The 15,744-nt window shown below is 41.6% G+C and carries 12 protein-coding genes and 2 riboswitches; of the genes, 3 read left to right on the top strand and 9 right to left on the bottom strand.

What is annotated here, in order from left to right; genetic code table 11:
* Positions 1 to 227: 227 nt before the first annotated feature.
* The 6 genes from gcvP to ACEYX7_RS08575 all read right to left on the bottom strand — a co-directional run bounded on the left by gcvP (position 228) and on the right by ACEYX7_RS08575 (position 8,196).
* A complete protein-coding gene (gene gcvP / locus ACEYX7_RS08600; RefSeq protein WP_374900442.1) occupies positions 228 to 3,089 on the bottom strand; it encodes an aminomethyl-transferring glycine dehydrogenase in 2,862 nt (953 codons plus the stop codon).
* A gap of 137 nt (positions 3,090 to 3,226) precedes the next feature.
* Positions 3,227 to 3,607, bottom strand: a complete 381-nt coding sequence (gcvH, locus tag ACEYX7_RS08595) for a glycine cleavage system protein GcvH (RefSeq protein ID WP_374805281.1) — start codon at positions 3,605 to 3,607, stop codon at positions 3,227 to 3,229.
* A gap of 36 nt (positions 3,608 to 3,643) precedes the next feature.
* On the bottom strand, positions 3,644 to 4,096 hold the full coding sequence (locus ACEYX7_RS08590) for a DUF1775 domain-containing protein (protein WP_374805279.1): 453 nt from the start codon (positions 4,094 to 4,096) through the stop codon (positions 3,644 to 3,646).
* Positions 4,097 to 4,201: 105 nt separating this feature from the next.
* Positions 4,202 to 5,329, bottom strand: coding sequence for a glycine cleavage system aminomethyltransferase GcvT (gene gcvT / locus ACEYX7_RS08585; RefSeq protein WP_374805278.1), 1,128 nt, complete (start codon positions 5,327 to 5,329; stop codon positions 4,202 to 4,204).
* Between the two features lie 134 nt (positions 5,330 to 5,463).
* A riboswitch (glycine riboswitch) is annotated at positions 5,464 to 5,626 on the bottom strand.
* Positions 5,627 to 5,692: 66 nt separating this feature from the next.
* A riboswitch (glycine riboswitch) is annotated at positions 5,693 to 5,796 on the bottom strand.
* A gap of 68 nt (positions 5,797 to 5,864) precedes the next feature.
* Positions 5,865 to 7,748, bottom strand: a complete 1,884-nt coding sequence (gene parE, locus ACEYX7_RS08580; protein WP_374805277.1) for a DNA topoisomerase IV subunit B — start codon at positions 7,746 to 7,748, stop codon at positions 5,865 to 5,867.
* Between the two features lie 178 nt (positions 7,749 to 7,926).
* Entirely contained in the window at positions 7,927 to 8,196 is a 270-nt protein-coding gene (locus ACEYX7_RS08575) for a hypothetical protein (RefSeq protein WP_374805276.1), read from the bottom strand.
* Positions 8,197 to 8,606: 410 nt separating this feature from the next.
* Here ACEYX7_RS08575 and ACEYX7_RS08570 point away from each other — a divergent pair, with 410 nt between their 5' ends.
* Complete coding sequence (locus ACEYX7_RS08570) at positions 8,607 to 9,977, top strand: Na+/H+ antiporter family protein (protein WP_374805300.1); 1,371 nt, start codon at positions 8,607 to 8,609, stop codon at positions 9,975 to 9,977.
* Positions 9,978 to 10,030: 53 nt separating this feature from the next.
* On the opposite strand, the gene ACEYX7_RS08565 is transcribed toward ACEYX7_RS08570, so the two are convergent.
* Both ACEYX7_RS08565 and ACEYX7_RS08560 read right to left on the bottom strand, forming a co-directional pair.
* Positions 10,031 to 11,188: an AAA family ATPase gene (locus ACEYX7_RS08565; RefSeq protein WP_374900441.1), complete on the bottom strand. Its 1,158-nt coding sequence runs from the start codon at positions 11,186 to 11,188 to the stop codon at positions 10,031 to 10,033.
* A gap of 27 nt (positions 11,189 to 11,215) precedes the next feature.
* Complete coding sequence (locus ACEYX7_RS08560; protein WP_374805298.1) at positions 11,216 to 11,599, bottom strand: hypothetical protein; 384 nt, start codon at positions 11,597 to 11,599, stop codon at positions 11,216 to 11,218.
* A 337-nt stretch (positions 11,600 to 11,936) separates the two neighbouring features.
* Between ACEYX7_RS08560 and fadB the strand changes: the two genes are divergently transcribed.
* Both fadB and fadA read left to right on the top strand, forming a co-directional pair.
* Positions 11,937 to 14,090 (top strand): fatty acid oxidation complex subunit alpha FadB, encoded by a 2,154-nt coding sequence (fadB, locus tag ACEYX7_RS08555; protein WP_374900440.1) that lies wholly within the window; start codon positions 11,937 to 11,939, stop codon positions 14,088 to 14,090.
* A gap of 12 nt (positions 14,091 to 14,102) precedes the next feature.
* The gene (gene fadA, locus ACEYX7_RS08550) at positions 14,103 to 15,275 is read left to right on the top strand and encodes an acetyl-CoA C-acyltransferase FadA (RefSeq protein WP_374805296.1); all 1,173 of its coding nucleotides are present in this window, start codon (positions 14,103 to 14,105) and stop codon (positions 15,273 to 15,275) included.
* 170 nt (positions 15,276 to 15,445) lie between these two features.
* Here the strand turns inward: fadA and ACEYX7_RS08545 are convergent.
* On the bottom strand, positions 15,446 to 15,744 hold a 299-nt coding region (locus tag ACEYX7_RS08545; protein WP_374805295.1), incomplete at its 5' end, for a hypothetical protein.

Genomic DNA, 15,744 nt, shown 5'->3' with positions numbered 1-15,744 from the left:
CATTGGGCATCAGTAAGTGTTAGTCTATTCATATAATCAGAATAACTGATTTTCTTTGTATGTCAACACACCCTAGTAAAATCTACTTTATGAAAGATATATTTTACATAAAAACGTCTTTTTGGATTTAATGAATTTTATAAGTTACATTAATAATTTTCCAAAAAATAACCCAACCATTTAGGCTGGGCTATTTTTATTTTCAATAAATTCAATTTAAAGAAAAATTAAACGTATTCTTCAATACTTGGACAGCTACATACCAAATTCTTATCACCATACACATCATCAACACGACTTACTGTTGGCCAGAATTTGTTTTCACGAATATATGGCAATGGATAGGCAGCGTCTTCACGGCTATAAGCACGATTCCACTCGCCTGCCACCACTTGTGCAGTATGCGGTGCATTGACCAATGGATTGTCATCTTTGGGCCATTCGCCGGCTTGTACTTTCAATGCTTCCACTTTGATTTGTTTTAAGGCACTGATAAAACGATCCAATTCCGCTTTGTCTTCTGACTCAGTCGGCTCAATCATCAATGTACCTGCTACAGGGAAAGACATGGTTGGTGCATGGAAACCGTAGTCCATCAAACGCTTGGCAATATCTACTTCAGTGATGCCTGAAGCTTCTTTCAATGGACGAATATCAATGATACATTCATGAGCCACACGACCGTTATTACCTGAATACAATACTGGATAATCATCTTTCAAGGCATTGGCAACATAGTTGGCATTTAACAAAGCCGCTTCTGTCGCTTGACGCAAACCATCACGACCCATCATGGTGATATACATCCATGAAATCGGCAAAATGCTTGCTGAGCCAAATGGTGCAGCCGATACCGCACTCATACCAGTTTGTGCATTCGGTACTGGTGAAACCACATGGTTAGCAATGAATGGTGCTAAGTGTGCTTTCATACCGATAGGACCCATACCTGGACCGCCACCACCGTGTGGAATACAGAACGTCTTGTGCAAGTTCATGTGCAATACGTCCGCACCGACATCGGCAGGTTGCATCATTGCCACCTGTGCATTCATATTGGCACCGTCCATATACACTTGACCGCCATGTTCGTGGATCAAGGCACAAATATCACGAATACCTTCTTCAAACACGCCATGAGTAGATGGATAAGTAATCATCAACGCACCCAAATTGGCACTGTGTTGCTCGGCTTTGGCTTTCAAATCAGTAAAATCCACATTACCTTGCTCATCGGTTGCCACAACCACCACATCCATACCCATCATTTGAGCAGTCGCAGGGTTGGTACCGTGTGCTGAACGTGGAATCAAGCAGATATTACGATTGGCTTGACCCAAGCTTTCATGATAACGACGAATCGCCAAAAGACCAGCGTATTCACCTGATGCACCTGAGTTGGGTTGCATCGAAATCGCATCAAAACCAGTAATGGCTTTGAGCTGTTCTTGCAAGCCTTCAATCATTGCCAAATAACCGCCCACTTGCTCGCGTGGTGCGAATGGATGCACATTTGAAAACTCATTCCAAGTAATCGGCAACATTTCACTGGTGGCATTCAATTTCATGGTACAGCTACCCAATGAAATCATGCTTTGGTTCATTGCTAAGTCTTTATTTTCTAGCTTTTTCAAATAACGGAGCATTTGATGCTCAGTATGATGGCTGTTAAATACAGGATGCTGTAATACATCTTCTTGACGTAATACGCTTGCTGACAATGTGATGGTTAAATCCGTTGGCAAGCTGTGTGCTGTACCCGTAAAGATTTGCGTTAAATCAGCAAAATCAGCTTGGTCACTCACTTCACTAAATGCCACCGCAAGATGTTGCTCATCGACCAAACGCAAGTTATAGCCTGCATCCAATGCCGCTTGATAAATCGCCTGAGCTTTTTCAGTATTGACCAAAACTGTATCAAAGAATTGCTCGTGTACGACAGTTAAGCCGGCTTTTCTCACCACATCAGCAAAGGCACTTGCCAAAGCATGAATACGCGTTGCAATGCGTTTTACGCCCGCACTACCGTGATATACCGCATACATACCTGCCATATTTGCAAGCAATACTTGTGATGTACAGATATTTGAATTGGCTTTTTCACGGCGGATATGTTGTTCACGGGTTTGTAGTGCCATACGCAAAGCACGTTTGCCTTGAGCATCAATTGACACACCAATGATACGACCTGGTGCAGAACGTTTTGCTGCATCAGTAAAGGCAAAATACGCCGCATGCGGACCACCAAAGCCCATCGGTACGCCAAAGCGTTGCGTGTTACCCAAAGCTACATCGGCACCCATACTGGCAGGCGATTTGAGTAATACCAAGCTCATTACATCGGCAGCAACAATGGCATAAGCCCCTTTGGCTTTGACTTGTGCAATCACATCAGTCAAATCGACCACATCGCCATCTTTACCAACATATTGGAAAATTGCACCGAAGTAATCGCCCTTGCCGGCATCAGCCAAATCACCGACGACAACGTCCCAACCAAAATATTTAGCACGGGTTTGAATCACGTCCAAAGTTTGTGGGAAAATACGGCTATCGACAAAGAATTGATTTGATTTTGACTTGCTGACACGTTTCGCCATCGCCATCGCTTCAGCTGCAGCAGTCGCTTCATCCAATAATGATGCACCTGCCAAATCTAAGCCTGACAATTCAATACACATTTGCTGGAAGTTTAATAAAGTCTCCAGACGACCTTGTGCGATTTCCGCTTGATAAGGCGTGTAAGCCGTGTACCAACCTGGATTTTCTAACACATTACGTTGAATCACCGCAGGCACACGCGTTGGATAATAACCGAGACCGATATAGCTTTTATTCACGGTAATATTATCGGCATGACCACGTAATTTTGCCAAAGCCTCATGCTCAGGCATACTCAATGGTAAGTCCAAATCTTTGCCCAAACGCACTGATGCAGGTACAGTTTGTACGATAAAATCTTGCATATTATCAATGCCAAGCGTCTTAAGCATAGCATCTTGGTCGTGGCTATTGATGCCAACGTGGCGTGAGATGAATTCATCGTGTTTGAATACATCATCAAATTGTTTTAACGTGGTATGGGTCATAACAAGTTCCTAACAAACTATAGAAGCAAAATCAGTGCGTGATTTTTACTGAAAAATTTCGAACAAAGTGCTATTAAGCACAAGGCTTGCAATATCATCGCAAGCCTTGCTTTTTGGGTTTACATCAATCGATAAGTTTATAGACTGCTTTCGTATTCTTCAGCAGACATCAAACCATCATAATCACTTGGATTGCTTGGTTTGATTTTGAAGAACCAGCCTTCACCATACGGATTGCTATTGATGATTTCTGGTGCATCAACCAAAGCATCGTTTACAGCAAGAATTTCACCTGCAATTGGTGCATAGACATCAGATGCCGCTTTTACTGATTCAACTACAGCGACTTCGGCATCTGCATCGACATTGGCACCAACTTCTGGCAATTCGACATAGACGATGTCACCCAATAAGTCTTGGGCATTGTAAGTAATACCGACAGTAATGCTACCGTCTTGTTCTAAACGTAACCATTCGTGGCTTGCGACATATTTTAAGTCAGCTGGAATGTTGCTCATAGGAATATCCTTGTAAGTGGGGTGTGAAAAGTGGGGTTATTTGAGTAAGATTGTCGGTTGATAACCGTGTGCATCTTCTGAACCATCAAATGGTACGACTACGCCATCTTCATAGGTAACGTACGCTTGATATTTGACCGCAGTATCAGAAGTCGCTGGGTTTTTGGCAATAAAAGGAAATGCAGTATATTCACCTGCTTCCATACGACCTTTGTAAATAACGGTCTTGATATCGCCATTGGCATCTTTTTGGGTAGTATAAGTCCAATTAGGCATTGGATGAATAAACAACAGCTTTACACCGTCAGCCACTACGAGCTTTACCTCAGTGATTGCCTTATTTCTATTCGTCGGAACATTCAGACGGAAGTGATCAGATTTACCTGACATACTATCTACGCCGTTTGCAAAATTTCTAATTGTAACGTGGGCATTTGCTGATGCAATTGTGGCGAATACCATCATTACAGCTAAAAGTATTTTTTGCATTGTTTATCGCTCCAAAAAAGTAGTTTTATCGTAGTCTTAATTTAACTAAACAAGTGAAAAACTGTTTTAGGTTAAATTAAGACATACTATGTACTGGTAAAATTATTAATCAAACTGTTTTTTGCCATTGCGTACAAACGGCAAGGCAATAATACGGACTTGCGTTGGTGTGCCACGCAAATCAACATTTGCAGTTTTATCTTCAGTTTTAGCAATGCGAGCAATCGCAATCGATTGTTTTAAACTTGGTGAGAACGTACCGCTAGTAATCACGCCAGTTTTGCCATTTGCCAAAGTCACTTGCATGCCTTCACGCAATACGCCACGACCATCTAACACCAAGCCGACTTGCATCACTTCTGTACCGCTATCGATGGCTTGTTGTTGTTTGGCTTGCATGGCTTGACGACCGATAAAATCACGCTCATCTTTGATAGCCAAAGTCCATGCCATACCACATTCGTACGGATTAATCGTTTCGTCCATTTCATGACCGTACAAATTCATACCCGCTTCTAAACGCAAGGTATCACGTGCACCGAGACCTGTTGGCTGAACACCATTTTCTTTCAGTAATGTAAAAAATTCGCCGGCAGCTGCTTGCGGTAAAATCACTTCTACACCATCTTCGCCAGTGTAGCCAGTTTTTGCCACAAACCAATCTTTGCCTTCAATTTCAGTCAAATCTTTACCCACAAAAGGTTTTAATTCGTTCAAACTGTCTTGCCATGTTGGTTTCGCTTGAGCTAATTTGGCAATTGCATTCGGACCTTGTACTGCGAGCATAGCCAGTTCTGGACGCTCTTGAATCTCAACTGCAAAACCAAAATCTTTTGCCACTTTGGCAAATTGTGCCAAGTCTTTATCGCGTGTTGCAGCATTAGATACGATACGGTATTCAGTTTCGGCTTCATTCATACGGTAAGCGATCAAGTCATCAATCACACAGCCTTGCTCATTCAGCATCGCTGAATAAATCGCTTTACCAACAAATTTGGCTTTGGCGATGTCATTTGCCAATAATTTTTGTAACCATGCTTTGGCATCTTGACCTTGAATATCAGTCACCACCATATGTGATACGTCAAACATCCCTGCATCGGTACGTACAGCTTCGTGTTCTTGAATTTGTGAACCATAATGAATCGGCAATTCCCAGCCTGAGAAATCGACAATTTTACCACCTGCATCAAGGTGTGATTGATAAAATGGCGTGCGTTGTAGTCCTGACATGACAAAATCCTATATAAGAGTGTAGAAAGGGGCAATACTGAATATCGATACTCTAGGTAAAATAGCAAAAACAATAGTCAGCAACATTGACGCACTACCACAATGGCTTTTTATCGCCATCATCGCTACGCCACTTTGCCCTATCTGTCCTGCGACCTGAGATTTTCAGCCTATTTTATCTATACTGACCTTGCATCAAGCAATAGACGAAATAAAATGCCTTTTCCCCTTCGGTGGTGGGGCAATGCGTGATTTAAAAAAATCTGCTTGCTCGCCACACTCTCCAGATGATGTCACAAAAATGCATTCTCTGTGACAATAAATGTGTAAAAATTCATTGCCTACTAAATGAAATGATAATTTTGTGCGATTCCAGTCCTTTTACCTGAGCGATTATAGGGTATTTGCGCCTTCGGTAAAAATCATGCCATACTTAGGCACTGATTAACTTCTCCTGAAATCTTGGGCTATTATGCTGGGTTTGCTTGGATTTGGCAAGGGGACAAATGGCCCCTTAGAAATACCTTTGACAGATTTATAGCTCAATATCCGCCAAATTACCCTTTTGTTCTAGCCATTCTTTACGGTCGGCTGAACGTTTTTTGGCAAGCAATTTATCCAATAAACCATGGGTATAGTGCATATCATCCAAATCCAATTGCACCAAACGACGGGTATCAGGATCCATAGTGGTTTCACGCAAATGGCTGGCATTCATTTCACCCAAACCTTTAAAGCGAGTGATTTGCGGATTTTTGCCTTTGATTTTTTTCAATAAACTTTCAAGTTCTGCATCATCAAGGGCATAATAGACTTCTTTGGCACTATCGATGCGATACAGTGGTGGCATGGCGACATAAAGATGCCCCGCTTCGACCAAAGCTGGGAAATGCTTGACGAATAAAGCACAAAGCAAGGTGGCAATATGCAAACCATCCGAATCAGCATCGGCTAAAATACAGATTTTGCCATAACGCAACTCGGACAAATCATCACTGGCAGGATCCACCCCGATGGCAATGGCAATATCATGCACTTCTTGTGAAGCCAATACTTCATCCGAAGCCACTTCCCAAGTATTGAGAATTTTACCGCGTATCGGCATGATGGCTTGGAAGTTTTTATCGCGAGCTTGCTTGGCTGAGCCGCCGGCTGAATCACCTTCGACAATAAACAATTCCGATTCTTCACGGGTTTGCCCTGCACAGTCCGCCAATTTACCTGGTAAAGCTGGCCCTGCGGTAATCTTTTTACGTTCGACTTTTTTGGCGGCTTTTAGACGGCGACCAGCTTTATTAATCGCCATTTCTGCCAATTGCATTGCCACATCAGGATATTGATTCAGCCACAATGTAAAGCTATCTTTGCTGATACTTTGTACAATGGCTGCCGCTTCACGCGTGGATAGACGCTCTTTGGTTTGCCCTGAAAATTGCGGTTCTTGATATTTGAGCGACAGGATAAAATTTACCCCATCCCAGACATCTTCAGGCGATAATTTCAAATTACGCGGTAATAAATTACGCAATTCACAAAATTCCCTTAAGGCTTCGGTTAAGCCTGTGCGTAAACCATTGACGTGCGTACCACCTTGAGCAGTCGGAATCAAATTGACATAGCTTTCTTGGATTTGCTCACCACCATCAACATTCCAACACAAAGCAAATTCTGCTTGTGACTTATCAATCTGTCCTTGGGCGAAAAATGGCACTTCAGGCAAAATCTCACGGTCATTGACTGCTTCTTTGAGATAATCCACCAAGCCATTTTCAAATTGCCAAGTGATATTTTCCTGATTAATTTCATCAATATATTCCACCACTAAGCCTGCCAACAGTACCGCTTTGGCTTGTAAGTTGTGCTTTAGGGCTTTGAGTGAAAATTTAACATTATCAAAATATTTGGCATTCGGGTAAAAACGCACGGTCGTGCCTGAGATTTTTTTGGCGATTTTATTGCTTTCGCTTTGTAAAGGTGTAACAGGTTCACCATGCTCAAATGCCATAAAATGACGTTGTCCATCACGCTGTACACTGACTTCTACACGAGTCGATAAGGCATTAACCACAGAAATCCCTACACCGTGCAAACCGCCTGAAAATTCATAATTTTTATCGCTAAATTTACCGCCTGCATGCAATTTAGTCAGAATAATTTCAATACCACTTTGACCATATTCAGGATGAATATCTACAGGCATACCACGTCCATTGTCTTGTACCGACAATGAACCATCTTGATGTACAGTCACAGTAATCTTGTTGGCGTGTCCTGCCAAAGCTTCATCCACCGCATTATCAATCACTTCTTGGGCAAGATGATTTGGGCGTGTGGTGTCGGTGTACATGCCGGGGCGTAGGCGTACTGGATCTAAACCTGTAAGGACTTGTAATTCATTGGTGGTATAATTTTGTGACATGTCAGCACAGCTCTATCAGCAATCGCAAAGAGCACTATTGTAGCATTATTTAAAAATGAAAAAACTAGTCATCCAAGATTCAGCGTCATCACATGACGTTTAAAGACCGAATAAAAAATCGTGCTAGACAAACGCTAGCACGATTTGATGACAAATAAGTTTAGATCGTATTAAAAAATTATTGCCCTGTACCTGTTACCGCAACCGCTGTGGCATTAGCAGCTGCACCAGTTGCCGCACCAATCGCTGCACCACGTAGGATTTGCGATGAATTTCCCGTCACTGCATTGGCGACACCGCCACTGACCGCACCTGTGATTGCACCAATTGCTAGGGCATCGCCCATGCGACTACCTGTATTGATACCACCAGTTGATGTGCATGCGGTCATACTCACCGCACCCACAACCATTGTACCCATCGCTAGTGCTTTACTTAAAGATTTCATCCGTTTTACCTGAATATCGTAGAATTAAATTCACTCAAATTTAGCAATATTCAATGATAAAAAAGCGGATTTTTTACAGGATATTTGTTAATGATCCATCCCAAAGCCTACACAGTATGTTTTTAATCAATAAAGTTTTTCACAAATAATTTAAAGTCTTGGAAATCATAATACTATCTCACACCAACTATTCAATTGAGCCTATGCATAAATTAACGAATCTATAAAAATAATCATGATACTTAAACACATTTAGCTCACCAAAGCATTTTTGACGCTAAGTATTTGTATATACATATAGTTTTTTACAAAAAATTGATTATATGATAAGCAATCAACGCGATAAAATGCATTTTTTGAACCATATTCAGTTAGAATCTTGCAGTCTTTTTTACTTGATATAAATAGCCATGAATGCAGTTGTAATTGCCATTATCGTGATGTGTGCTTTGTCACTGTCTCGAGTATCGGTGGTATTGTCTTTGGTGATTGCTGCCGTAATTGGTGGCTTGGTGGCAGGTATGGATTTATCTGCCATTATGGATGTCTTTAACAGCAAAGATGGTGTTGGCGGTGGGGCGGAGATTGCCCTATCTTATGCTATTCTAGGGGCATTTGCCTTGGCATTGGCTCGCTCGGGTGTGCCTGATGTATTTGCACATAAGATCGTCGGTATGATTCAAAATGATGCCAACATCAATCCTAAAAGTGTTTTTAAAATTAAATTTATTTTGCTGATTTCTTTATTGGCAGCTGCCATGATGTCACAAAATGTGATTCCTGTGCATATTGCCTTTATTCCTGTGTTAGTACCGCCATTACTGATTGCGATGAATCGTTTGCAGCTCGATCGCCGTGCAGTGGCGTGTGTTATGACCATGGGCTTGGTCGGCACATATATGCTGATTCCTGCAGGCTTTGGCGCGATTTTCCTTGAAGATTTGGTGATGAAACAAATCAATACCGCAGCAGCACCGTATCATTTTGTCATCGAAAAATGGATGATGCCTGCAGGGATGGCGATTCCTGTTGCTGGGATGTTCTTAGGCATGTTATTTGCAGTCTTTGTTAGCTATCGCAAGCCACGTCAGTATCAAGATATGCAAATTACCGTACAGCACTCGATGCGTGAAGACAGTGGTGCATCAGCCACCCCAACGGTAGCGACACGTACTATTATCATGTCTTTGATTGCGATTGTGGCGGTGTTGGTGGTGCGTTTGCAATCAGGTTCGATGGCATTAGGTGGTTTGGTTGGTTTTGCGATTTTATCTTTTGCAGGAATTTTTAAGTGGAAACAGTCTGACGATGTGTTTATGCAAGGCATGCGGATGATGGCATTGATCGGCTTTATCATGATTGCAGCATCAGGTTTTGCCGCAGTAATGAAAGCGACAGGTCAGGTTGATACCTTGGTGAGTACCGTTGCAGCAATGATTGGCGGCAGTCAAGGCATGGGAGCATTTTTGATGCTGTTGGTGGGCTTGCTAGTGACCATGGGTATCGGTTCATCATTCAGCACCGTACCGATTTTGGCAGTATTATATGTGCCTTTGTGTATTCAATTGGGCTTTTCACCTTTGGCAACCGTGGCAATTATTGGTACTGCCGCAGCGTTAGGTGATGCAGGTTCGCCCGCATCAGATTCGACCTTAGGACCAACATCAGGCTTGGGTGTAGATGGACAGCATGACCATATTTGGGATACTGTTGTACCGACCTTTGTGCATTTTAATATTCCATTAATGATTTTTGGCTGGATTGCAGCGATGGTGTTGTAATCTATTGAATTAGAAATAAAAAAACGGCAACTGAAAGGGTTGCCGTTTTTAGTTCAATCTACCGCAAAACCAAATCGACCACCGACTTTTTCCACTTTAAAATGACTTTCATCAATATTGGTGATTTCAGCAAGGGTTTTCGGGCTATCGACTTGCAGGTCTTTACCCACTGATGCTAAGTATTGATTGGCTTTTTCCTCACTCAAGGCATTGAATTGATACTCGGCAATCAATCGCCCTTGACGTAATAAAGCATGGTCAATGTCCATCAAATCGGCATTAAATGTACAAATAAATTGACACTCCAATACATCTGACAAAATCCCATCAGCAATATTTAAAATCGTCGATACCACATCATTGCTATTCCCACCGCCAACACGCTCGGCAATATAATTTTCGCAATCTTCCAATACCAAGACTGAATTTTTATTGTCAATCAACATGCCCATAAATTCAGGCGTTGCCAAAGCACCGATTAAATTATTTGGCACAAAAATAAAATTCTTTTCAGGCACTTGAGCAGTGAGCCATTTGATATAATTGGTCTTGCCCGACCCTGCCACACCATGCAACAGCACCAAACCTTTATTGCCATGCGTCAGTTCGTGTTTGATTTTTTGATGTACAGGCAAAAAATCATCATTGTACATGGTATGCAAATCCAGCTGATGTGGTTTGATACTATGCGATTTAAAGGCTAAATTCTGCCCTTCTTTTAACAATAAAGAAATCTTGGCTTCACTGGATACATATTTTTCCAAATATTTTTTATGAAATTGTTCGAGATTTTTAAGGCTGTCAGCACGACGTGAATCATAAGCCAACAGCTCGACCGACAAAAAGCCCGACTCAATAATGGTCTTGTCATAATCATTGCTTAAGTCTTCATTACACAAGATAAAAAATTCAAATTCTGGATGGAAAAAGCACAATTCATCTTGATAAAAACGGTCGCTATGCTTATCAAAAGACACCACATGATAATCATCACAAGCCACAAAATCGCTCAATAAATCACGGCGAATCACCACACCATCACCATGAAAGCTGATACTTGGAAATAAGGAATTAATCAGCTCGGCATATGGACTATTGGACGCACGAATCTCTTCATCTAAGTCTTTGACTTGGATTTGATATTGGTTATCGCGTAGATTTTCGGTAAAAATCTGGCGTGGGCGATAGTATTTGGATTGTAATATTTTCATTTTCGCTCGATGATTTAAAAATAACAGTTAAGATTTTGCAGGCACTTTACGTTCACTATGTGGCGTTGCCAAACATTGTTCGTATTTGCCTTGACGAAAGTCTTCTTTGGCTTTTTGGCGTTCATCAAAGGTGGCTTTTTGTGGTTGATTATAAGCATCCTTGACCACAGCAATCAGCATCTCACGCTCTTGACCTTGTGGTAATTTTTCCACGTGTGCTAAGGCTTTTTCAAATGCAATGCCATTTTGTCTATCGTGCATAATATTATATGCCGCACCTTGATAGGTACTACAAAAGCTTTGCCAATGTTGTTCTGGGGTCAGATTGAGCGGATTATTGCGGTCACAAGCCGTTAACGCCACCGTTGCAATACATAGTGAAAACCACACTGGAGATTTTAATAAAGACATCATGACAATACCTAAAAATTTGTTTTAAATGTGAAAAATGACTTTTATGCTAGCATATTTTTGCAAAATAAATAACCGTTCATTTTAGTAAAATAGACCACGATCCATTTAATACATATTTATCATAAATATCAACAATTTAAAATTAGTAAACAATAAAACCCCTGCTCAGTTTTACTATTTTTTATATTGAAATTTATTGCAAAAATACAACATGACGCTAGCGTCATGATTAGTCGTTTTAAATTGTCTAATTTTGGTTATAGTGAATGGACAAAGTAGCCCTAGCAGACTAAGCTATTTTTTATCATTTAACCCGCAAAAATAGGAGATCAAGATGATCCATAACGGTCGTGCGATCACTGTGCAACGTCTAGACGATGCTATTGCCGAATTACGTTTTGACTTACAAGATGAATCGGTCAATAAATTTAACCAAGTGACTTTACAAGATTTAAAAGATGCAACTCAAGCGATCAAGGCAGATGGTCAGATTAAAGGCTTAGTCGTTACCAGTGGCAAGCCAGTATTTATTGTTGGTGCGGATATTACCGAATTTGGTGCGATGTTTTCATCAAGTGTAGAAGAAATTACTGCCAAAGTCTTAGATGTACATCAAATTTTTAATGCTTTTGAAGATTTAAATTTACCGACTGTTGCGGCGATTAATGGCGTTGCTTTGGGTGGTGGTTTTGAAATGTGCTTGGCATGTGACTATCGTGTTATGTCTAGCAAAGCCCAAGTCGGCTTACCTGAAGTAAAATTGGGTATCTTCCCAGGCTACGGCGGTACAGTTCGTTTGAGCCGTGTTGTGGGCGTGGACAATGCCCTAGAGTGGATCGGTACAGGTACACAATATAAAGCAGATGATGCACTTAAAGTTGGTGCAGTCGATGCTGTAGTCAGCCCAGAGCAATTGCAAGCGGCTGCTGTTGATGTGGTGAAAAAAGCCATTAGCGGTGAGTTTGATTGGCAAGCAAAACGTCAAGAAAAATTAGTACCAGTAAAATTAAACCAAATCGAGCAAATGATGGCATTTAACAGTGCCAAAGGCGTGATTTTGGCAAAAGCCAATCCAGCACAATATCCAGCACCAAAACTGGCATTGGACAGCTTACAAATTTCTGTCACACAAACTCGTGATGAAGCCATCAAAACTGAAGCAGAATACTTTGCCAAAGCTGCGGCAACACCGCAAGCCAAAGCCTTGATTGGTTTGTTCCTAAGCGATCAATTTGTGAAGAAAGTCGCTAAAAAACATGAGAAAGGCGCACATGATGTCAATATGGCAGCAGTACTGGGTGCAGGCATTATGGGTGGCGGTATCGCTTACCAATCTGCGGTCAAAGGTACGCCTATCATCATGAAAGACATTGGTAACAAACAGCTCGAATTGGGTATGAATGAAGCCAATAAATTGCTCACCAAACAAGTAGAACGTAGCAAAATCACCCCAGCACAAATGGGCGAAACCTTGGCACGTATCCGTCCGACTTTGAGTTATGATGAATTTAAAGACGTGGACATCGTGATTGAAGCGGTCACGGAAAATCCAGCAGTCAAAGAAAAAGTCTTGGCTGATGTAGAAAGCCGTGTGCGTGACAATACCATTATCGCATCAAATACTTCAACGATTTCAATCACCCGTTTGGCAAAAGCCTTAAAACGCCCAGAAAACTTTGTCGGTATGCACTTCTTTAACCCAGTACACATGATGCCGTTGGTTGAAGTGATTCGTGGCGAAAAGACTTCTGATGAAGCGATTGCAACCACAGTAGTTTTAGCACAAAAAATGGGAAAAACGCCAATCGTGGTGAATGATTGCCCAGGGTTCTTGGTCAACCGTGTCTTGTTCCCTTACTTTGGTGCATTTGATTTATTGCTTAAAGATGGTGCGGATTTTGTTCAAATCGATAAAGTCATGGAAAAATTTGGCTGGCCGATGGGTCCAGCCTATTTGATTGATGTGGTCGGTATTGATACAGGTGTACACGGTGCAGAAGTAATGGCAGAAGGGTTTCCAAACCGTATGAAGCCAGATTTCAAAGGCGCGATTCAAGTGATGTATGAAAATCAACGTTTGGGTCAAAAGAACGATATTGGTTTTTATAAATACGAATTGGACAAAAGAGGTAAAAAAGCCAAAGTGGCTGACCCGTCTGCTGACGCATTGGTGGCAAGCGTAGCAACTGCTGAAAAGCATGCCTTTGATGACCAAGAAATCATTGACCGTATGATGCTTACCCTATGCAATGAAACGGTTCGCTGCTTGGAAGACAAAATCGTTGCAACCGCAAGCGAAGCGGATATGGCAATGATTATGGGTATTGGTTTCCCGCCATTCCGTGGTGGTCCTTGCCGTTATATCGACCAAATCGGTGTAGAACAATATGTGGCATTGTGTAATAAGTATGCACACTTAGGCAAAGCGTATGAAGCACCACAATTGTTGGTCGATATGGCGAAAAGTGGCAAAAGTTTTTACGGATAAGGAAGGAATAACATGGCAAACTTAAATCCACGTGATATCGTGATTGTTGATGGTGTGCGTACCGCCATGGGTAAAACCAAAAATGGTATGTTCCGTAACGTTCGTGCGGATAATATGTCAGCGGATTTGGTGCGTGGCTTATTGGCACGTAACCCGTTTGACACCAATGAAATTGAAGACCTGATTTGGGGTTCGGTCAACCAAACCTTAGAACAAGGCTGGAACATCGCACGTCATATCGTGCTTTTGGCAGGTATTCCAAAAACCACAGGCGGTCAAACTGTAAACCGTCTATGTGGTTCATCAATGCAAGCCATTCATACCGCAGCGGCTCAAATTGCCACCAATCAAGGTGACATCTTTGTAGTCGGTGGTGTTGAACATATGGGTCACGTTGGCATGATGCATGGTGTAGATCTCAACCCATTGGCATCAAAACACTATGCCAAAGCATCGAATATGATGGGCTTGACCGCTGAAATGCTGGGTCGTATGAACGGCATTACCCGTGAAGAACAAGATGCTTTCGGTGTAGAATCGCACCGTCGTGCATGGGCAGCGACACAAGAAGGTCGTTTTAAAAATGAAATCGTACCTATCGCAGGTCATGATGCCAATGGTTTCTTGCAAATGTGCGATATTGACGAAGTGATTCGTCCAGATGCCAATCTTGAAGCGTTCCAAGCTTTGCGTCCTGTCTTTGATCCAAAAGGGGGTACAGTGACTGCTGCAACCGCATCGGCATTGTCTGATGGTGCATCAGCGATGTTATTGATGTCTGCTCAAAAAGCTCAAGACCTTGGTTTAAAACCGCGTGCGGTAATTCGTGGTATGGCTGTAGCAGGTTGTGATGCGGCGATTATGGGTTATGGTCCAGTACCAGCAACACAAAAAGCTCTAAAACGTGCAGGTTTAAGCATCAACGATATTCAAACGGTTGAGTTGAACGAAGCCTTTGCAGCACAAGGTTTGTCGGTATTAAAAGGTTTGGGTCTATACGACAAGCAAGACATTGTAAACCATAACGGTGGTGCGATTGCTTTGGGTCATCCATTGGGTTGTTCGGGTACACGTATTACCACGACTTTGCTCAACGTCATGGAACAACAAGATACGCAAATCGGTCTTGCCACCATGTGTATCGGTCTAGGTCAAGGTATTGCAACCATTATTGAACGTGTTTAACGCTAATCAGTAACGAAAAGCCGACCTTCGGGTCGGTTTTTTGTGTGACATCGTTTGTTGCATGGGCTTATATTCCTTTACTTTATCTTCTCATGCCAAGAACAAATCATTAACTAATGGTTGATATTTTTTAAGTCAATAAAAACGCCACATTTTACTGTGGCGTTCGCTTATAATTTCTTCTTTTCTTTTTCGGCTTTATATGCTTTTATAATCTCTTCAGATGGGTTGAAAAAATGCTCAATATCACTAAATTTTTTTTCAATTAGAGTTTTACCCAATTCTATACCATTTTTCCATTTAGGATTTTTTTTCATTTTTTTATTTATCAAGTCTATTAAGTTTAAATACAATTCTTCAATATCATTAATTTTAATATCCGATCCAGCAATACAATAGACCTCTTGCGAAAGTTTTGATATAATGACAAGATGAGATACGAAACAATCAAGGGCTTTAGCGACAGCCA

Origin of the sequence: Hubeiibacter jixunmingi (genome assembly GCF_041928215.1) — a bacterium.
Lineage (GTDB): Bacteria > Pseudomonadota > Gammaproteobacteria > Pseudomonadales > Moraxellaceae > Acinetobacter.
The sequence above is the reverse complement of the archived record's forward strand: the minus strand, read 5'-3'. Positions and strand labels throughout refer to the sequence as shown.